Genomic DNA, 19,168 nt, shown 5'->3' on the forward strand with positions numbered 1-19,168 from the left:
TGCAATTAGGCGGTGAGCTGATGAAAGTGCTAAAAGTTTTGAATAATTCGCTTATTTTGGCATTAGATGAATCAGGTGCAGAGTGTATCCTAATGGGCAAGGGCCTAGGCTACCATAAAGCAATTGGTTATCCTGTTAAAAAAGATGAAATTCAAAAGATTTTTGTCTTAACCGATAATAAAATGCTAAAAAACTTTATTCAGCTAGCAAGTACGATAGACGAAACTTATCTAAATATGGTTAAGGAAATAATAGATTTTGCCACCGATAAATATCAAATCAAAGTAAAAGATTACCTTTATTTATCCTTGGCTGATCATATTTCTTTTGTGGTAAAACGTGTTAAAGAGGGAAATATTGGCGAAAATTTCAACTATCCTGATATTTTACTTCACCATAGAAATGAATATCAAGTAGGGTTATTTGCAGTTAATTTGATTAATAAAAAAATGCATGTTTTATTACCGAATAGCGAAGCAACGGGCATTGGCCTACATTTTGTGGATGCGGAAGTTGACGTTGGTGACCAACAGAAAAATAGGAAAATAGCTGATTTGGTGAGTAGTCTCGAGAAAATAGCTCAAAGGATTATTGGTGGCAATATCGACCAAAACACTTTCACTTATTCACGATTTTTGACTCATCTAAATTATTTTTGTGAAAGAGTGTATGAAAATAAACTGTTTTCTGATGAAGATCAGGAAGGACTCTACCAGGACTTGGCTGCCAAAATGACTAAGGAGGCTGAAATTATTAATGCTTTCGAAGAGTTTATTAGGGAAAAAATTAACTTGAGGATTACTAAACAGGAGAGAATATACTTGATTGTTCATTTACACAAAGTAGTTGAAGAAAATTGCAAAAAAGTGTAGTTGGTCAAAAATATGAGCAATAATAAAAAACTTCCGGATTGAAAAGCTTTCCGAAATTTTTTCTTTGGCTAAAAACCTTATTAGTTAAATTTAGTTTTTGAACTGAAAGTACTTGACAATAACTGTCTCTTCAAGCATAATAATTACTGTTGATTTTGCCCGCTGGTCAAATGGTTAAGACGCCACCCTCTCAAGGTGGAGTTACGAGTTCAATTCTCGTGCGGGTGATTTAACACTGGGATATAGCCAAATGGTAAGGCACAGGTTTCTGGTTCCTGCATGTTTCGGTTCGAGCCCGGATATCCCAATAATTACATTTTTGCCTTTATATCAGGTGGTTTAAACACTGGTATAAAGGCATTTTTGTTTTTTCAAATTTTCTGAAACTAGCTCAAAATGGGCTAAAAAACTTCATATTAGACTTCATATTTTAAGGCAGACGTGCAAGTGGGCTAATCTTAAATATTTAGCTAAATTGGTATAGTTGGTTAATGGGAAACGTTAATTTTTAAGTGATTTAAAGGGATACCAAGTAAATTGAAAGTTCTTTAAGAAATGTTAAATTAAAGAGTAGTACTAGTAAAAAAGACTTCATATTTTGGATAGAACTGCAAACTGTAGTTAAAAATAAAGTTTTAATTAAGCGAAAGGACTTAAAATGGAATATAAAGAAGATGTAAGAACTTTTCTTAAACGTGATTAAAGCGTATTTGCAGTTCGTTCAGGGCAACATAAAGCTGATTTAATCAAAGCGGCAAAAGATATATTTAAAGGCGTTAAAACAAACACTAGAATTGAGTATGCTAAGAATATTACCACATGTACTATTAAAGCAATTAATGCTTGTTCAGATAAATCAAGAAAAATCTTAACGGGAGTGTATATACTTGATAAAACTAATCGCGAGGTAATGAAAGAAGTAGGCTATAAGAAGTCACGTTATTGGGATTTAAAGCATATAGCAATTGATGAGTTTATGGAGATTTTGCTAAAATCCAAAAGGAAATGAAACTAAACCCGTCATTTAAGTTAATAAAATAAGCTGCAATACCATTCTAGGTACTACAGCTTTTTATTTAGACTGAAAAGTTAGATTTTGGAAAAGTGTTCAAGTTTTTTCAGGTTTTTAATCTACTATTAAGTGACTATTTTCAAATAGGCTAAAGAGAATGAAACCTAGTAAGTATCAGCATTTGATGTGAACCCTAAAATTAGGACACTTTATATTAGCTGCTAACTGAGGACTAACTTGCGATATTCAATCGGTGCTAGTCCCTTTAGTTTGCTTTTGATTCTTTTGGTATTGTAGTAATTAATATACTAGCTGATTTCTTCTTCTAGTGCGCTCAAATTCTTGAAGGTGTAAAACGTTTTCCGCTTTAAGATGCCAAAGAAGCCCTCCATTAGTCCATCATCCAGCGAGTTGCCCTTGTGTGATATCGACTGATCGATGTCATGATTCTTAAGCAAGGCTTGAAATTACTAATACTGGTACTGCCAGCCTTGGTCTGTGTGAAAAACCAAACCATTTAGTGCCGGATGCTTGCCTTAACATGTCCACGGTCTGCTGGTCTGCTTGAGGTTGGGACTGCGTGAAATGATGTAGGCGATAATCTCCTACGCACCCATCAATGATAGGCGACAAGTAGGTCTTCTGATCATTCAATTTAAATTCTGTCACGTCGGAATACCACTTGTGTTCAGGGTAAATTGCCCTAAAACTGCGTTTAATTAATTAGTCTTAATCGGACCTTGGGTACCGCAATAGCTGTTATACTTGCGCCAGCGTTTACTGCTGACTATGCAAAAAAGCTTTTGCTTTTTCATTAGGCGCTGTATTTTCTTGTGGTTAACGACATTATATCCATTTTCACGGTACTGGGGCAGCCAATTAGCCAAGATTCCTTTATTTCATAGCCCCAGATCAAGTGCTGCTTGATAAATCGCTTCGTCTTTAACCAGCACCCGTCTAACGGCCTGCTCCTTAAACGCAATTGAACGGTCGGTCAAGAATAGCTATACCATGACAATTAATGGGGGCTAAGAGATAATTAATAGTAGACGGATTAGCCTGATAGCGGCGGCTAAATTCAGTGTCTCCAACCTGATAGTTTTGCCGAGGATTAAAAATTTCAATTTTGTCTTACTTAGATAATTTAGACATAATAATACCCCCAAATTTGTCCTAAATTTAGGGGGTCATATCAATTTTACTAAGGTTTTATCTGATAAAAAGTAGGTAAAAATGTTAATAAATATCCTGTTTAATTACTACACAGTATATTATTATTTAAAGAAAAAACATAAGCCTATTTTTAGTAGTAATATAATTGATACTATGAACAATATATTTAGCCAAAAGCCCCAATTTTTATAGAATCTTTTAGATTGATTTTTTTTAATCGTACTTATCCAATAAAATAATAGTATAGTGATACCCCACATAATTAAACCGAATATTGCGGCAAGTATTAGAGCTTGACCTAATGAGGCATGTGTGTTTCTCATATTTTGGAATAAGTTGCTAAGTAAATTCATTCCACCAAAAATTGCAAAAGTAATAGCAGTGAAGATACCTAGAATTGTAATGAAATCTGGGTAAACGTCTTTTTTGATCTTAATTTCTGCATCTTTGCTAGCATTATCAATTTTTTGGTACAGGTCATCAATTTGTTTCCTAATATTTTTGTTGGTTATACTACCATAATTTTGTTTATATGAAGTGACCACATTATTGTAAAGCTTTTCATTATTAGAATCTTTAGGTTCAGCGCTTTTTATTTCTTTAAGATAATAAGGCAAATCATCTTTAGCATTATTTCCATTATAATATAATGACTCATAACAACTTTCCAGTCTTCTCTTTAAATTTGAATTGTTACCATTAATAGTATTGTTAATGAGACTTTTAATAGCTTGATCAATGTAAGGTAAAGCGGTTTCATCGCCTTTAAGAAAGTCCACAAGTGTGTCTAGATTTTCGGTCTGCTTTTCTGTCACATATATAGCTGTAAATACAAGGTAAACAAAATCCCAAGCAGCTTGTTTAATATCTTCTATATGCTGTTTTTCTTTTTGGTCCATTTTTTCTCACCTCAAAAATAATTATACATTAAAAAATATCATTTTTAATGTATATTTAGAATAATTGTTGACATATAGTAAAGTAAATAAAAAAAGTAGTTTTGCCAGTTAGATTTTTAATTATTGCTCAATTGTGTAGAAAAGATATTAGCCATATTTCTTTAGTCTAAATCGGGGCCCGTGAGAAAAAATTAAATTTGCATAGGTTACCCAATAAAAAACTAGATGAGTTTTTGATGTGAACCCTAAAATTAGGACACTTTATATTAGCTGCTAACTAAGGACTAATTGCCGATATTCAATCGGAGTTAGTCCTTTTAGTTTGATTTTGATTCTTTTCTGATTGTAATACTCAATGTAGTCTCTAATCGCATCTTCCAGTTCAGAGAGATTCTTAAAGTGCTTTTCAAAACCATAAAACATTTCTCGCTTGAGTATCCCGAAGAAGCCTTTCATTAAGTGCTGCAACAGTTTCTCCAAGACCGACCACGATGCTACCTTCATGCGCATGAAGACCCCATGCTTAATGGGCAGCTAACTATCTGCAGATTGCGACCAGCAACCAGTACCTCATCGACTACGCCCTGTATCCTAACCCGACTAATACCAGAACTCTAGTGCCTTTTTAAGCGCAGCTGCTAGTTTTGGCAGACTTTGACAGTGGGCTACGTCAGCGAGTACAACTACGCCGAGCTGACCGAATGGTTTGGCAAACAGTATTATATTCCTTACACTACTCATGAAAAAGAACAAAAGCGCAATACCGCAATGACCCCACCAAGCCCATTACTATCCGGGACCACCAGGGCGTGCGCTTCTCCTTTAAGAATTATTCAATCAGATGCGACTGGCTATGGCTTTACCAGGCAGTTTAAAGTCTATGAAGCCTAAGTTAGTTCTAAGTCCAGCCCAAACGGCTTTGGCTAAAACGCCCAGTGTCTATCAACGTTGTATTAATTACAACCCAACCTGGCAGTACTTTAAGGACAGCGCTCAAGCAGCTCTTCGAAGCAAGACTTGCAAACGGGTCTACGGTCAACGCAATTTTGATGTGGAGCCAGTCTTTGGTTACTTGAAGAATGTTTTTGGCATGCGCTGGGCCGTTCTCAGAGGTCAAGCAAAGGTGGAAATAATGCTTATGACCATGAACTTAAGTAAATATTGGCACAGGAAGTGGGCCCAAAGGGCAACTGGAACCATCAACCGAAATTCAGTAGAGACAAAAAGCCGGCAAATCACTAAAAAAAGTGGTTTGTCGGTTTTGATTTATTAAGTCACGGGTTCTAGTTTTTTCCCAGATTCTTTTTTCTTGGTTTTATGAATTAGCTCAGAGGAGCTAAAATTTTAATATCTTTAAATTGATGTGTAAGTGGACTAATTCAAGTAAAATTTAGCCAAAGTGGAATCCCGATTTTTATTCAATTTAAGGGTTATATCAAAGTGTTAAACAATGAGTTGTTTTCTCTAACGAACAACTTTATAAAATATATAAATTGTTCTAATTGCAAAACAAGTATATTCCTATAATTAATATTATTGTTAAGAAACCAAGTGCAATCCAATTAAAAATTTTTTTACTTTTACCTATTTTATCCTCTTTTATATAGTCTGTATTTTCTTTGTCTTTTGTTTGTTTAATTTTTGAAATCCAATGAATCCAGTAAAACAATAAATCAATAATTCCCCATAAAATAAAACCTAAAATAGAAGCTAGAATTAGAGCTTGACCTAATGAAGCCTTTGTACTGCGTATATTTTTGAACAAGTCGTTTAATAAATTTGTCCCTCCAAAGATAGCAAAAGTTATGGCCGTAAAAATACCTAAAATAGATATGATTACCGGATAGATGTGACTTTGTACGTGATTACTAACTCTCTCAATTTCTAATTGAGTTTGATGCTGGAAATTATTATCAATTTCATCCAATTGGTTTTGTAACTTTTTCATTTTTTGGTTAGTTTTGACATATGATTCTTCCATTATTGCAGCATTTTTAATAAACCTTAATTTATAATAGAATTCTTCATCATAATTCTTAATTTTAAAAAGGTTATTTAGTTGGTGCGAAAGCCCATTTGTATCTGAACCTAAAATAAATGTTGTTTCAGGATGATCAGTAAAGGTAAGTAATTTCTTAATTGTTTTAGAATCAAGTGAGGCAATTATTTTAGGATCAGGCGAAGAAACAATATTTTTTGCCTTTTTTTGTGTATAAAAGATCTTATTTTCTTTAAAAAAATTGTCATTGAACATTTTTTATTTGAATTCTTAGAATAATTTTGTGTAATTATTTTGAATTTAGAATTAGCATATTTAGATTTAGAATTTATCATTAAATCAAGATATGTTTCATTAGGATAAGCATTATTGATATTTGATTCATCTAATTTATCCCAAGCGCTAAATAAATCAGAATTTTTTATATATTTTTTTCTAATTTCAATGTAAATGCGCCAAAGAGCAGCTACATTATTTAAACCCTCAATTAATTTTTGAACATTTATTTTTATGGGTACATATTTAGTAATATTTTTTTATCAATATTTCTATCAGGTATAAACTTATAATTATTATCAAGTGCATCTACATAAAAATACTCTATATTTTTCCCTTGATTTTTATTGCTTCTTTGACTTTTTACTGGTACTTCAAGTATAAAATCTAATAATTTTTCAATATCTTCATCGTCATCATTAATAGGGTCACCATTGATGTCATATATAACAATATTTTGATTATTCATATAATTACCTCTTTATTTATAAATAAATAATTAAATTAAATAGAATGTAAACTAAAGTAGTGAATATACACTAAAGTTCAAATACAGGTATCACCAAAAAATATATTAAGCCAAACTACTATACATAAAAATAATTAAAGCAAATTTTAAATAATATGCGTATATTTTGTTTCTGAGTTAACCCAACCATTTTTTAGAAAATACTATTTTTTAGATAAGAATAATTTTATCACACTTTTCTAACTTAAAAATATATATTATTTTTCAATACATAACTATTTCAATATATTTATAAATCACAAAAAAACATTCCCAAATTTCACTCAATTTTACAGTTTTAATTGTTTTATACAAATAGTTAAATCACTTTATTAAATTAACAATATATTTAGTAAGTAAGTGCTATAATTGCTAATCATAAAAGCATTTATTAATTTTTAGAATGATCTTAACCACTAAGATTTCAAAACAGTAGAAACTAGATTATTAGATGCAATAAAACTACTATTTTCAAATTTTGTAGAAAGATAATACATTATGATCCTTTAAATAACTCTGTAAAAGTAAATGTCGATATAAATCAGGGTAAAGACGATGGCGTGGTGCATTGACAGATGCAGATATCTTAAAACACCTCTTCTATTACTGATATGAGTTACATGTTTACGGATATGTTCATAGATGGTGATGAAGGATCATTAAATATTGGCGGTAATTTTGCTTCCAATGCAAAAAATGTCAAAGATATGACTTTTATGTTTAATGGCTGTGCAAATCTTGCTAAAATTGATGGAGTCAAAAATCTTAATACCAGTTCTGTAACTTCAATGAAAAATATGTTTCATGGTGATTATAATTTAACTGAACTTGATTTAAGTCATTTCAATACTGAAAAAGTGACTGACATGGCAGATATGCTTAGTTATTTGATCAGCCTCAACTACTTGGATTTGAGTTCGTTTGATACTACCCAAAGTCCCAATATGAAAAATATGCTGGCAAATGATTTGACTCTACCAGTGGGGGCTATTGTGAACGGCAAGGTTGTATACCAATACGCACCAGGTATAACTCTTTAGTTTTAGGCTCAAAAACAAAATTAAGTACCGATGTGGCTTTGGGGCAACCAAATCCTGAAAAAACACCGAATAAAGAGAACTTTATCAACAAATGGCGATTGACCAATAATAATAACGAACCTCAACTAACTACTGCTGAATTAATTCAAAAAAGTCAAGATGGATCTCTCAAGCCGGGGGCTTATACTTGGAAAAAACTAGTAACACCACCAGATGATACCGACAATAATTATCCTGCTCCTAATCCCGTTCCGGTTGAGCCGACAAATCCAGTGGAAAATAATGATGAAAATAAGGACAAAGACGAAAACAATAATAACGGTTCAAGCAGTGAAAAGACTATAGTGTTGATGCACAATGCTTATCTTTATGACAATACTGGTAATCGTGCAAACCAAATTATTTTAAAAATTGGTTCGAAACTAATGACCTGTGGTAAAACGACTATCAACGGACGCAATTTTTACGTTCTAAATGATAAGGGCAATAGCAACATAAAAAATTACATTGCTGCCGGTAATGTTGATCCTGTTGTCCGTAAATTAAAACATAATGCCTACATTTATAATCAATATGGTGATCGCCAAAATAAGAAAGTTTTGAAAAAAGGTTCAACAGCAAAAACATATGGTGATCCCGTCAAAATTAAAAATAAAAAATATTACATTGTAGATAAAAATAGATTTGTTAAGAAAGCAAACCTTTAAGATAATCAAAAAGCATAATTCACTTCTAAGAATTATGCTTTTTCTGTGTTCGTTAAATTACATTTTAATTGATTTTGAAAATTTCATTGTCAATTGTGACATTATCTTTAGAAAAGAAGGTTAATTGGTCATTCTTTTTGTCTAAAGCAATGACCATTACTGTTGGATCATAGCCCTCTTTTTTGATAGCTTCAAAATCAACTTGAACTAGAGGATCACCTTTTTTGACTTCTTGTCCCTCTTTAGTAAGAACTTTGAAGTGCTTTCCTTTAAGGTTAACAGTATTTATGCCAATGTGAATTAGATATTCATTACCCAGAGGGGTGGTAATTCCAATGGCATGACCTGTTTTATATGCGACTGTGATCTTTCCGTTTACTGGTGAGACTATCAAATCACTGATTGGAATAATTCCAACTCCTGAACCCAAAGATTCAGAAGAAAAGACTTCATCATTCACTTGATCTAGAGCAACGACTTTACCATCAACTGGTGCACTGACAACTTCTTCAGAATTATCAATATTGTTACTAGTTATTATATTTCCTGTGCTATTTTCTAAATTGCTTTTGGTCACAGGCTGATCGATTTTGACAAATAGGTAAGTAAAAACAAAAGCTAATACAAAGCCTAAAACCCCAGTTATAATTGCATTAACGAAATTCCCCGGCTTACCAATAAAGTTTACGATAGTGAAAATACCAGGAGAGCCAAAAGAATAGCGAACAACTTTGGTAATCCCAGCATAAAAACCGGCAATTCCACCCGCTGCCATGACAGCATATAGAGCACGCTTGTATTTTAAGGTGACACCATAAAGTGCGGGTTCGGTAATACCAGAAAGGGCAGTAATTCCTGCCGACATTGCAATTTGTCTGTTTCTAGGAGTTTTGTCTTTTACCGCAATTGCAAAAGAACAGCCAGCTTGAGCTATATTTGAAGCAAGCATACCAGGTCCTTGCACGTTTTCACTTCTTGCTGCACTGGCAAATCCCAAAGAGGCTAAAGGTGTTAAGGCTACATGCATACCTACCATAACCAGAAGTGGAGTAAAGGTACCCATAAGAGTTGGCACTAGCCAAGGTACATATTTATTAAGTGAGTTAACTAAAAGTGCTAATAAATCACCTAACCAAGATCCAATTGGTCCAATTAGAATTAAAGCAAGAGGTGCCATAATTAAGAATATTAGTAATGGCCTTAGCATAGTTTTGATAACATTTGGTGAAACTTTTTCTGCAAATTTTTCAACATATGACTGAATCCAAATGCAGAGAATTATTGGAATTACAGTGCTGCTATATGAAGCCAAAGTAACTGGGATGCCAAAAAGTGCAACAGGCTTACCTGCAGCTACCATAGCCGCCCAGTTGGGATGCAATAACACACCAGCAATTGCAATGGACAAGAACTTATTGGTTTTAAAATATTCAGCAGCACTTACTGCCAGCATTACAGGTAAAAAGTAAAAGACTGCATCGGCCATAAAACTCAAAATGGCGTAGCTTTGAGATTTTAGTGAGATTAAATTAAAAGTAGTTAAGATAGAAATAATAACTTTAAACATACCACCAGCTATTAAAGCAGTGATGATTGGAGCCATTATTCCCACTAGAACATTAATTAATCCTCTAAACCAGCTGGCTTTATTTATTTCGGTGTTTTTAGTCTTGTCATCTTCACTTGAAATATGGTAATCTTTTTGAATTTGCCTAAAATATTCATCAACTTTTGCACCGATTATAACTTGCGACTCTTCTCCAGACTGAACCGCCCCTAAAACTTCTGGTTGTTTTCTTAAAAACTGATAGTTAAATTTTGTTTTATCTCTTAGGTAAAAACGAATGCGGGTAGCACAATGATACATACTTGTAATATTATTTGCCCCTCCAATATTTTCAACTATTAAATCAGTCACTTCTTTATTGCTTCTCATATACATTCTCCTTTAATACATCATTACTCTGTGAATATGAATAATAAGATAAGCTAATTCTTCCTTTGAAATTCTTTTGGTATATATCACTTCTAAAGTTTGCTTCAGTTTAAAAGCAATTTTACTTGCTTCAGGATATAAATCAGACACCTTTTCGAGTAAAGTAGGGTCATCCGCAAACATTTGATCATTTATATATCTTTCTGCAAAAAACTTTATATGTGTCACAAAGCGATCGTAATTTATTCCCTCATACTTTAACTTTCCATGACTAATAACTCGTAAAGTTTGTAAAATGTTATCAATCATTCTGGAAATTTCTAAGACATTACTGCTTTCATCTTTGCTTGATGCATTTATAATGTGAAAAGCTATATTTGCTGCTTCTTCTTGTGGCATTTTGATGCCTAAATTTTTTTCAATAATATTTAGTGAGAATATACCTATTTTAAACTCATCTTTAAAATAGGTTTTCATTTCTAAGTATATTCTATTTCCCAGAGTTAAATTTTGCTCTAATCTTTGAGTGGCAAAATATAAGTGATCTGAAAGTGAATAGAAAATACTTGCATCCAGTTTCTCATTTAAAAACTTCTCCGCAAATTCAACAATTTCTTCTGTTGTTTTAATAATATTTGCAGGTATTTTTTTCAAAGATTGAATTAGCTCATTTTGCTTACTATTGTCTACTGAAGTGTAAATACGGCTTATTTTTTCATCAGGTATAACTTGATTGATTTTTGCATGATATCCTATTCCTTTCCCAAAAGCAATATACTCTGTACCATTTTGTTCAATAACAACAACATTAACGTTAAGTATTTTCTTTATTTTATTCATTTTTGTTTGCCACTAAAAAAGCAGACAAAAACAACAATAATAACTAAGATTTAAAACTAAATTTTAGTCATCAATGTAGTCTTGCCTGCATTACCAGTTACATACGCTATCATTAACAAGATAAATATAGCAGAAGTTTTTCAATTATGCAAGCGCTTTTATAAAATGCTGATTTTAAGAACTAAGTTGCAAAAAGTAGGTCAATAAACTCTTTTTTCGCCACTTGTTTTTGTTCTAGTTGCTTGGTTTGCCAATAGCAAAATCTTGCTTGCCGAGTACTTTGTTTAAGAACATCTGCATTTAGCACTTATGTTCATACTACTTCCATTTATTGTTTAAGCCACTTAGCTGAAAGAATCGGCCTCTTACTCACATCTGATAGTCATTTGTTTTTAATCTTGCTATAATTACAAACTAAATAACTTAAGCTAAGATGGGGTAAAAGCATGAACAAAAAAGAGGTAAATGTCACACTAAAATGGGTTTTGAGCAATCTTAATCCCTGGATGATACTTTGTTTATTTATCTTTGGCGTTACCAGTTCTTTTGAAGGAGTACTAAATGGTTATATATTAGGTTATATTCCCAGACTTAACGTCAAAGACGGAAACAGTTTGATCGCATTTGGCATAGCCGCAGTCTTATCATATTTAACCGTTTATGTTTCTCTTTTCTTATTTAGCCTGTTAATGCAAAAAGCAATTCAGACTTTAAATGAAAAGATAAAAGGCATTTATTTTAGGGCAAATTTTGCCAGTTCATTTAACAATCCTAACTTGGATTCATCTGAAGTCTTGAACAACATGACTAGTATTTCCAAACAGATAGAAGAAAAGTATTTTGAACCGCTTTTATTGCTTTTTCAAAGTTTGATGACAGTCATATCTTCTACAGTTGTAGTATTAATGACTAATCCAGTTTTAGGTCTGATTTATTTGGCTCTTTCCTTCATGTCTTTTCTTCCCAGTTATATGGGTAAAGAAAAGATGAAAATTAAGACAGACATGTGGAGCCATTCTAATTCCAATTTTTTAGCGATTACGCGTGACTTATTTGCAGGGCGTTTTGAAATTACGAATTTTGGCGTTAAAAAACTATTTATGCAGAAATTTGATCATTCTTTGCACGATGAGGAACAAAGATATTACCAATTGAATGCTTTCCAATATGTTCTGCAATTTATTTCCTGGTTATTTGCCATATTAATAACTTTAACTCCGATTTTCATAGGACTTTGGATGGCCAAAAACAACATCTTAGGGGTCACAGTAAGTACGATTCTTACCTTGACTCTTACTGCGGATCACGTGGTTGGTGGCTTTCGGCAGCTAACTAATTTTGAAACTCAAATTCAAAGTACAGAAGGAATTAGAAAGATTTCTTGGACTGAAACAAAAACGAATCAAGAAATTTCACAGCCAGTCGCTGACAATAAACTGGTTGTTGAAAACCTGTCGGTTAAACGTGGTGACAGGGAAATTTTTAAAAACCTGTCTTTGAGCCTAAGTGAAAACGACAAAATGATTATTACTGGACCCTCGGGTGTTGGCAAATCAACTTTGCTAAATGCCATAGCAGGATACATTCCAATTGAAATGGGTGATGTGAAATTTGGCGGACACAAATTGAAATATTCAGATTTTGTGTTTATTTCACAGAATATTTGGTTATTTGCAGGAACGATTCGGGAAAATCTTTCTCTTTTGCAAAATTTCACAGACGAAGAATTAGTTGCTTCTCTGAAAAAGGTAGGTTTAGACAAAGAATTAGGGAGCAAGGCACTGGATTTTGAAATTAAAGAACAAGGCAGCAATCTTTCAGGTGGGCAAGCACAAAGACTGGCTGTTGCCAGAGGACTGCTGCGTCATAAGAAGATCTTTTTACTAGATGAAATTACTTCTAGCCTGGATCATCAAAATGCTGATGAAGTTCACCGCTTAATTTACCAACTGCCTTCAATTGTTATTGAAGTGGCTCACAACTTTAACGAAAAAATAGAACAAGAAAACAACGTCAAGAACTTTGACTTAGCACAAAATAAAAAATAAAAATAACCCGCAAAATGTTTCATTGCACACTTTGCGGGTTTTTAATTTATATTATTGCTACTTTTTACATCCCAGCCTTAATCATCTTTTTCTCAGCCATAGTCTTGCGTAAAGAGAGCATAGCAGTATAGGTAGACAAAATGTAAACCTTTTTCGTTGGTAAGTTAGCAATATTGGCAATTACTTCCTCATTGTCGGTGCAGGTAACCATTTTACCCGGGTCAAAACCGGCAACTTCCAGACGAAAGCCCATGTCGTGCCAGCGCTCGCCACCAACCAAAATTTTTTTAATTTGCTTATGGTTGAGATCTTCAAACTGACCATCCCAAATCCAGGAAGTGTCAATTCCGTCGGCGTGATTGGCATTAAGCAAGGCTACTAATGAATAATCATCTTTTTCAGTGTTAAGCATGTGCAGCACTTCATCTAGACCAACCGGATTTTTAACTAAGATCAGGTCAATTTCTTTTCCTTCATATTTAATTAATTCTTGTCTGCCAAAAATCCGCTTGTTTTTTGCAAAAGCCTGAGCAATTTCATCTTCACTGAGATCAAAATAGCGCGCCACAGAATAAGCTGCTAGAGCATTATAAATATTGTAAGTGCCGCCAATGTTAATGGCGTAGTCTTTTTTGCCCATTTGAAACTCAAGTTTATTAGGCGTCTGCTCAATAATTTTGTTCACAGAATAGGTTAATTCTGGTCTGTGATAGTTGCAGTTGGTGCAGAAAAAATCTCCCAAATTGGCATAAATTCGTTCATGATAATGCAAGATATGATCGCACTTAGGGCATAAGATGCCATCGGTATTGACGGGAGCCTTGCTGTCATTTTGCGGCTCATCGCTAGGCAGTTTAAAGCCATAAAAAATTTTAGGATTAGGCAATTCGACTGAAGAAAAGATACTGGCGTCACCATTAGCGATAATAGTGGCCTTAGGTGCCAATTTAATTCCTTCAACAATTTTATCGTAGGTAGTGTAGATTTCACCGTAGCGATCCATTTGGTCGCGAAAAATATTGGTTAAAACAAAAACGCTGGGATGAAGCAGTTCCGTCACCATTTTGACATTTGCTTCGTCAACTTCTAACACTGCAATTGGTCTTGAAGATTTTTTCTTTTTGTGTGCTAAAAAGGCCGTCACAATTCCTTGTTGCATGTTGGAACCCGATGGATTGGTCAAAACATCGCCGTATTTTTCTCTTAGTGCAGCAACGATTAAAGCTGTAGTCATGGTTTTACCGTTTGTACCGGTAACAATAACAGTTTCATATCCTTCAGCCAGTGTTTTTAAAATTTCAGGATCCAGGTCCATTGCTAATTTGCCGGGAAAACTGGTACCGCCTTTTAACACATTATGTAAAAACCAGTAACTTGATTTACCCGCGCTTTTTGCTATTACAGACTTAAAACTCATTTTCTTCCCTCGCTTTAAAATCATTATCAACTATAGCATAGCCACAAACTGAAAACGAGTTTTTAACCATTTAACTACACTTATTTAATTTTTACATTATACTAGATTAGTTAGGTGAATTTAAATGAATCAAAGGAGCAAAAATGGCACAATTATTTTTTGAGTATGGCACGATGAGCAGTGGCAAAACTTTAGAGATACTAAAGGATGCTCATAACTATGAAGCTCAAGGTCGTAAAATCGCTTTGTTAACAAGCGGTATTGATAACCGTAGTGGAGTTGGAACTGTGGCCTCAAGAATTGGACTTCACAGAAATGCAGTTCCGATTGACCATGATTTTGATATTTTTGCTTATATAAAAAAGTTGAATGAGCAGGAAAAAGCACGTGGAGATGGCGCGATTGCCTGCGTGTTTGTTGATGAAGCTCAGTTTTTGGAGCGTCATCATGTAGTGGAATGTGCCAAAATAGTCGATGATTTAGGCATTCCGGTAATGACATTTGGCTTAAAAAACGACTTTCAAAATAATTTATTTGAAGGAACCAAGAATTTATTAATTTTTGCTGATAAAATAAAAGAGATCAAAACGATTTGCCACTACTGCGGTAGAAAGGCTACAATGAATCAGCGGATACACAATGGTAAACCGGTTTATGAAGGCGAACAGGTTCAAATTGGCGGGGATGAAAGTTATTATCCGGTTTGTCGGTTTCATTATTTTCACCCGGAGCAAGAAAGATAGGAAGGGATTAGAACAACATGGATAAGATTATGGCACAGCTTGAAAGTCTTGTTGCTCATTATGATGAATTACAAGAAATGATGGCTGACCCAGAAGTTATCAATGATACTAAAAGGTACATGGAGGTTTCTAAAGAAGAAGCAGATTTGCGAGATGTAGTTGAAAAATACCGCAAATATAAGGCTGATAAAAAAGAGATTTCTGATAACAAGGATATTATTGCTAATGAAAATGATTCTGATTTGGTAGAAATGGCCAAAGAAGAAAATAATGATTTAGAGCAGGATATTGCTAAACTTGAAGATGAAATCAAGATTTTAATGCTGCCAAAGGATCCTAATGATGACAAAGATATCATTATGGAAATCAGGGGAGCAGCTGGTGGGGACGAAGCTTCCTTATTTGCCGGTGATTTGCTCAGAATGTATGAAAAATATGCAGAAAGACAAAACTGGCAAGTTTCTATTGTCGACAGTGAACCAACCGAAGTTGGCGGTTACAAACGGGTTGCCATTATGATTACTGGCAACAAGGTTTATTCAAAACTTAAATATGAAAACGGAGCGCACCGCGTACAACGCGTTCCTGTAACTGAATCTCAAGGTCGTGTTCATACTTCAACGGCAACTGTTGCCGTAATGCCTGAATATGAGCAGGTTGACCTTGATTTAGATCCCAAAGATATTAGAGTTGATGTCTACCGTTCTAGTGGTGCCGGCGGTCAGCATATTAACAAAACATCGAGTGCTGTGCGTATGACTCACTTGCCGACAGGAATCGTTGTCGCAATGCAGGATCAACGTAGTCAGCAGCAAAACCGGGAAAAAGCGATGCAGATTTTAAAATCTCGTGTCTATGATTATTATGAAAGTCAAAATCGGGATCAATATGATGCTAAACGCAAAAATGCTGTCGGGACTGGTGACAGGTCAGAGCGCATCAGAACTTATAACTACCCGCAAAACCGTGTGACTGATCATCGTATCGGCTTGACGCTTAATAAACTTGACCGGGTAATGAATGGTGAACTTGATGAAATCATTGATGCTTTGATTTTGTATAATCAAACTAAGCAACTAGAGGAGCTGGCTGAACAAAATGTCTAAGATTGACACTTTAAAGAGTCTGAGAATCTGGGCTGCGGAAACGGCACCAGAAGAAAGGCCGGAAGACATCGCTTTTTTGCTGGCTGAAAGATTGCAACTCAGTCCAAGTGAGTTTCAATTAAAACAAGATATGGAACTAACTCCTCAGCAGGTTAAACAGGCACAAAATGATGTCCGCAAGCTGGCTAAAGGAATATCACCTCAGTATATTTTGGGTTATTCTTGGTTTTTTGGCTACAAGATTTTAGTAAAACGCGGCGTCTTAATACCCCGCTTTGAAACAGAAGAATTGGTTGAATGGACTCTGCAGGATCTAGCTAATGGTGACAAAGTGCTTGATTTAGGTACAGGTTCTGGGTGCATTACTGTAGCCCTAGCTAAAGAAGCTGCGAAAAAGCAAATTACGAATCTTGATTTATACGCTTCCGATGTTACCGATGCCGCCTTAAGAACAAGCGAAGAAAACTTTTTGATTCATAAAGTGGATGTAACAGTCCGCAAAGCCAATATCTTAATCGGACTGGAAAAATTCGATAAAATAATTTCTAATCCACCCTATATTAAGGAAACAGAAAAAGACGTAATGGATCAGAATGTTCTGCAAAATGAACCGAAAGAAGCGCTTTTTGGTGGTAAAAACGGCATTGAATTTTATCAAAAATTTGTTAAACAGGTGCGCGATCACTTAAATAGTGGCGGAGAATTTTTCCTGGAGTTTGGCTTTAGCGAAAAAGACCAGCTGGCTGAATTATTTGCTCAAGAATTGCCTGATTTTACTATTGAATTTAAGAAAGATTTAGCCGGGAAACCGCGTATGGTTAAGGGAAAGTGGAATAAATGATGGAAACAAAAATTTTTTCACAAGATCAAATAGATGATGCAGTAAAATTGCTTGCTGAAGGGGAGTTAGTTGCTTTTCCCACCGAAACCGTTTATGGCTTAGGTGCGATTGCTACAAATGAGCAAGCCGTTAAAAATGTATACGCAGCTAAAGGTCGTCCTAGTGACAATCCCTTAATTGTGACAGTCACTGATGCTCAAATGATGTCTAAATATGCCAAAGAAGTTCCAGAACGTGCTCAAAAGTTAATTAAAAAATTTTGGCCTGGTCCGCTAACTCTCTTGCTATATGTTAAACCTGACAGTTTGCCTAAAGCTGTAACCGGTGGTCTTGACACCGTGGCTTTTCGTTGCCCTCATGATGCTCTGACTCATGAATTGATCAGTAAATTGGGTTATCCAATTGTCGGGCCTTCTGCAAACACATCAACTAAGCCCAGCCCAACTACTGCCCAGCATGTTTATCATGACTTAAAAGGTAAAATTGCAGGGATTATTGATGGCGGACCTACAGAAGTGGGATTAGAATCAACAATTATTGACCTCTCTGTTCCAACTCCAGTCGTTTTACGTCCTGGTGCAATAACACCGGAAGAGTTGAGCAATGCCTTGGGAGAAAAAGTTTTAATTAACAGCGGCAAGGTTTCTGATAAGGATGTTCCAAAAGCTCCGGGGATGAAATATCGCCATTATGCTCCTAGCGCTCCTGTAGTCGTTGTCGATGATCCGCAGGATTTTGCAAAAATTGATTTAACCAGTGCGACAGGCGTAATGGCTTTAGCCGATGTGCTTAAAAAAATCAATCTGCCGACAGTTAATAAATTTAATTTGGGTGAAAATTTAGCAGATGCTGATCATAACCTGTTCGGGGGCTTGCGTTATTTTGATGATAAGCCCGAAATTAAACAAATTTTTGTGCAGGGATTTAACGGCAGTGAGGACACTCTAGCCTACATGAATCGGCTTAATAAGGCTGCTGCAGGTCATCATTATATGGGAAAATAAAAATTTACTAGCAAAGGACTTTAAACCCTTTGTTTTTTTTATTAAAATACTCGTAAACGTAATTATGTTTATAGGAGGAAAAAGATGGGCAAATTTACGGTTTTGAATCATCCGTTAATTCAACACAAGTTAACAATTATTAGGCGTAAGGAGACAAGTTCCAACGAGTTTCGGCGTATTGTCGGTGAAATCGGGGGACTGATGACTTATGAAATTACCAGAGATTTGCCGCTAAAAGATGTTGAAATTGAAACACCGATTGGCAAGACCACACAAAAAGAAATTGCCGGCAAAAAATTGACTATTGTACCAATTTTACGTGCCGGTATTGGTATGCTTAATGGTGTTATGGAAATGATTCCTTCGGCTAAAGTTGGAGTAATTGGCATGTACCGGGATGAAGAAACCCTTACGCCACATGAATATTTCTGTAAAATGCCAAAAGATGTTGCCGAACGCGAATGTTTGGTAGTTGATCCAATGCTTGCTACTGGTGGTTCAGCTAATATGGCGATTGGTGCGCTTAAAAAGCGTGGCGTCAAAGTTATCAAACTGGCTGTACTGGTAGCTGCTCCTGAAGGTGTCAAAGCTATTCAAAAAGAAAATCCGGACGTTGATATCTATGCTGCTGCAGAAGACGAAAAATTGTTGCCAAATGGCTATATTATGCCAGGTTTGGGAGATGCAGGCGACAGATTATTTGGTACTAAATAACTGTTTTTAGGTAAATTAATTGCAAAATACGCT

At 34.7% G+C, this 19,168-nt stretch carries 17 protein-coding genes, 2 tRNA genes and 3 pseudogenes; 14 read left to right on the forward strand and 8 right to left on the reverse strand.

Features of this window, described 5'->3' with window-relative positions; genetic code table 11:
- The first annotated feature begins 20 nt into the window (after positions 1-20).
- The 3 genes from JF76_RS04215 (at position 21) to JF76_RS04225 (ending at position 1,180) form a co-directional block, all read left to right on the forward strand.
- Entirely contained in the window at positions 21-872 is an 852-nt protein-coding gene (locus JF76_RS04215; RefSeq protein WP_045927950.1) for a PRD domain-containing protein, read from the forward strand.
- Between the two features lie 156 nt (positions 873-1,028).
- A tRNA-Glu gene (locus tag JF76_RS04220) sits at positions 1,029-1,100 on the forward strand.
- A gap of 8 nt (positions 1,101-1,108) precedes the next feature.
- A tRNA-Gln gene (locus JF76_RS04225) sits at positions 1,109-1,180 on the forward strand.
- 925 nt (positions 1,181-2,105) lie between these two features.
- On the opposite strand, the pseudogene JF76_RS10075 reads toward JF76_RS04225, so the two are convergent.
- The 3 genes and pseudogenes from JF76_RS10075 to JF76_RS04235 all read right to left on the reverse strand — a co-directional run.
- A pseudogene (locus tag JF76_RS10075) lies at positions 2,106-2,753 on the reverse strand (IS3 family transposase); the annotation flags it as partial.
- Positions 2,754-3,158: 405 nt separating this feature from the next.
- A complete protein-coding gene (locus tag JF76_RS04230) occupies positions 3,159-3,956 on the reverse strand; it encodes a hypothetical protein (RefSeq protein ID WP_045927951.1) in 798 nt (265 codons plus the stop codon).
- A gap of 273 nt (positions 3,957-4,229) precedes the next feature.
- A pseudogene (locus JF76_RS04235) lies at positions 4,230-4,415 on the reverse strand (IS3 family transposase); the annotation flags it as partial.
- A gap of 7 nt (positions 4,416-4,422) precedes the next feature.
- On the opposite strand from JF76_RS04235, the pseudogene JF76_RS10415 reads away from it, so the two are divergent.
- The 3 genes and pseudogenes from JF76_RS10415 to JF76_RS09930 all read left to right on the forward strand — a co-directional run.
- Positions 4,423-4,582 (forward strand): annotated as a pseudogene (locus JF76_RS10415) (IS1182 family transposase); the annotation flags it as partial.
- A gap of 34 nt (positions 4,583-4,616) precedes the next feature.
- A complete protein-coding gene (locus tag JF76_RS10320) occupies positions 4,617-4,847 on the forward strand; it encodes a hypothetical protein (protein ID WP_167594935.1) in 231 nt (76 codons plus the stop codon).
- Complete coding sequence (locus tag JF76_RS09930) at positions 4,837-5,229, forward strand: transposase (protein WP_167594936.1); 393 nt, start codon at positions 4,837-4,839, stop codon at positions 5,227-5,229. The genes JF76_RS10320 and JF76_RS09930 overlap by 11 nt, the downstream gene beginning before the upstream one ends.
- A gap of 225 nt (positions 5,230-5,454) precedes the next feature.
- Here the strand turns inward: JF76_RS09930 and JF76_RS04245 are convergent, their stop codons facing one another.
- Both JF76_RS04245 and JF76_RS04250 read right to left on the reverse strand, forming a co-directional pair.
- Positions 5,455-6,210 (reverse strand): hypothetical protein, encoded by a 756-nt coding sequence (locus JF76_RS04245; protein WP_045927953.1) that lies wholly within the window; start codon positions 6,208-6,210, stop codon positions 5,455-5,457.
- A 253-nt stretch (positions 6,211-6,463) separates the two neighbouring features.
- Positions 6,464-6,700, reverse strand: coding sequence for a hypothetical protein (locus JF76_RS04250; protein ID WP_045927954.1), 237 nt, complete (start codon positions 6,698-6,700; stop codon positions 6,464-6,466).
- Between the two features lie 659 nt (positions 6,701-7,359).
- On the opposite strand from JF76_RS04250, the gene JF76_RS04255 reads away from it, so the two are divergent.
- Both JF76_RS04255 and JF76_RS09935 read left to right on the forward strand, forming a co-directional pair.
- Positions 7,360-7,779, forward strand: a complete 420-nt coding sequence (locus JF76_RS04255) for a BspA family leucine-rich repeat surface protein (RefSeq protein ID WP_052697070.1) — start codon at positions 7,360-7,362, stop codon at positions 7,777-7,779.
- 32 nt (positions 7,780-7,811) lie between these two features.
- Complete coding sequence (locus JF76_RS09935) at positions 7,812-8,486, forward strand: SLAP domain-containing protein (protein WP_052697071.1); 675 nt, start codon at positions 7,812-7,814, stop codon at positions 8,484-8,486.
- A 64-nt stretch (positions 8,487-8,550) separates the two neighbouring features.
- Here JF76_RS09935 and JF76_RS04265 read toward each other — a convergent pair whose 3' ends face one another.
- Both JF76_RS04265 and JF76_RS04270 read right to left on the reverse strand, forming a co-directional pair.
- Positions 8,551-10,422, reverse strand: a complete 1,872-nt coding sequence (locus JF76_RS04265) for a beta-glucoside-specific PTS transporter subunit IIABC (RefSeq protein ID WP_045927955.1) — start codon at positions 10,420-10,422, stop codon at positions 8,551-8,553.
- Positions 10,423-10,434: 12 nt separating this feature from the next.
- On the reverse strand, positions 10,435-11,262 hold the full coding sequence (locus JF76_RS04270) for a PRD domain-containing protein (RefSeq protein WP_045927956.1): 828 nt from the start codon (positions 11,260-11,262) through the stop codon (positions 10,435-10,437).
- A gap of 446 nt (positions 11,263-11,708) precedes the next feature.
- Between JF76_RS04270 and JF76_RS04275 the strand changes: the two genes are divergently transcribed.
- Positions 11,709-13,310 carry an ATP-binding cassette domain-containing protein gene (locus JF76_RS04275; protein WP_045927957.1) on the forward strand — a complete coding sequence of 534 codons (1,602 nt, stop codon included), beginning with the start codon at positions 11,709-11,711 and terminating at the stop codon, positions 13,308-13,310.
- Positions 13,311-13,374: 64 nt separating this feature from the next.
- On the opposite strand, the gene JF76_RS04280 is transcribed toward JF76_RS04275, so the two are convergent.
- Complete coding sequence (locus tag JF76_RS04280; RefSeq protein ID WP_045927958.1) at positions 13,375-14,727, reverse strand: Mur ligase family protein; 1,353 nt, start codon at positions 14,725-14,727, stop codon at positions 13,375-13,377.
- 143 nt (positions 14,728-14,870) lie between these two features.
- Here JF76_RS04280 and JF76_RS04285 point away from each other — a divergent pair, with 143 nt between their 5' ends.
- From JF76_RS04285 to upp, 5 genes are all read left to right on the forward strand, one after another.
- Positions 14,871-15,470, forward strand: a complete 600-nt coding sequence (locus tag JF76_RS04285) for a thymidine kinase (protein WP_045927959.1) — start codon at positions 14,871-14,873, stop codon at positions 15,468-15,470.
- 17 nt (positions 15,471-15,487) lie between these two features.
- Positions 15,488-16,576, forward strand: a complete 1,089-nt coding sequence (prfA, locus tag JF76_RS04290; protein WP_045927960.1) for a peptide chain release factor 1 — start codon at positions 15,488-15,490, stop codon at positions 16,574-16,576.
- Positions 16,569-17,417, forward strand: a complete 849-nt coding sequence (prmC, locus tag JF76_RS04295; protein ID WP_045927961.1) for a peptide chain release factor N(5)-glutamine methyltransferase — start codon at positions 16,569-16,571, stop codon at positions 17,415-17,417. The genes prfA and prmC overlap by 8 nt, the downstream gene beginning before the upstream one ends.
- The gene (locus JF76_RS04300) at positions 17,417-18,421 is read left to right on the forward strand and encodes an L-threonylcarbamoyladenylate synthase (protein WP_045927962.1); all 1,005 of its coding nucleotides are present in this window, start codon (positions 17,417-17,419) and stop codon (positions 18,419-18,421) included. The genes prmC and JF76_RS04300 overlap by 1 nt, the downstream gene beginning before the upstream one ends.
- A gap of 84 nt (positions 18,422-18,505) precedes the next feature.
- Positions 18,506-19,135 carry a uracil phosphoribosyltransferase gene (upp, locus tag JF76_RS04305; protein WP_045927963.1) on the forward strand — a complete coding sequence of 210 codons (630 nt, stop codon included), beginning with the start codon at positions 18,506-18,508 and terminating at the stop codon, positions 19,133-19,135.
- The last annotated feature ends 33 nt before the right edge of the window (positions 19,136-19,168 follow it).

This window comes from Lactobacillus kullabergensis (genome assembly GCF_000967195.1).
GTDB lineage: Bacteria > Bacillota > Bacilli > Lactobacillales > Lactobacillaceae > Lactobacillus > Lactobacillus kullabergensis.

Coding starts and splice junctions, on each gene's coding strand:
- JF76_RS04215 (WP_045927950.1), top strand. CDS start 21: ATGAAAGTGCTAAAAGTTTTGAATAATTCGCTTATTTTGGCATTAGAT.
- JF76_RS04230 (WP_045927951.1), bottom strand. CDS start 3,956: ATGGACCAAAAAGAAAAACAGCATATAGAAGATATTAAACAAGCTGCT.
- JF76_RS09930 (WP_167594936.1), top strand. CDS start 4,837: ATGAAGCCTAAGTTAGTTCTAAGTCCAGCCCAAACGGCTTTGGCTAAA.
- JF76_RS04245 (WP_045927953.1), bottom strand. CDS start 6,210: ATGTTCAATGACAATTTTTTTAAAGAAAATAAGATCTTTTATACACAA.
- JF76_RS04250 (WP_045927954.1), bottom strand. CDS start 6,700: ATGAATAATCAAAATATTGTTATATATGACATCAATGGTGACCCTATT.
- JF76_RS04255 (WP_052697070.1), top strand. CDS start 7,360: ATGTTTACGGATATGTTCATAGATGGTGATGAAGGATCATTAAATATT.
- JF76_RS04265 (WP_045927955.1), bottom strand. CDS start 10,422: ATGAGAAGCAATAAAGAAGTGACTGATTTAATAGTTGAAAATATTGGA.
- JF76_RS04270 (WP_045927956.1), bottom strand. CDS start 11,262: ATGAATAAAATAAAGAAAATACTTAACGTTAATGTTGTTGTTATTGAA.
- JF76_RS04275 (WP_045927957.1), top strand. CDS start 11,709: ATGAACAAAAAAGAGGTAAATGTCACACTAAAATGGGTTTTGAGCAAT.
- JF76_RS04280 (WP_045927958.1), bottom strand. CDS start 14,727: ATGAGTTTTAAGTCTGTAATAGCAAAAAGCGCGGGTAAATCAAGTTAC.
- JF76_RS04285 (WP_045927959.1), top strand. CDS start 14,871: ATGGCACAATTATTTTTTGAGTATGGCACGATGAGCAGTGGCAAAACT.
- prfA (WP_045927960.1), top strand. CDS start 15,488: ATGGATAAGATTATGGCACAGCTTGAAAGTCTTGTTGCTCATTATGAT.
- prmC (WP_045927961.1), top strand. CDS start 16,569: ATGTCTAAGATTGACACTTTAAAGAGTCTGAGAATCTGGGCTGCGGAA.
- JF76_RS04300 (WP_045927962.1), top strand. CDS start 17,417: ATGGAAACAAAAATTTTTTCACAAGATCAAATAGATGATGCAGTAAAA.
- upp (WP_045927963.1), top strand. CDS start 18,506: ATGGGCAAATTTACGGTTTTGAATCATCCGTTAATTCAACACAAGTTA.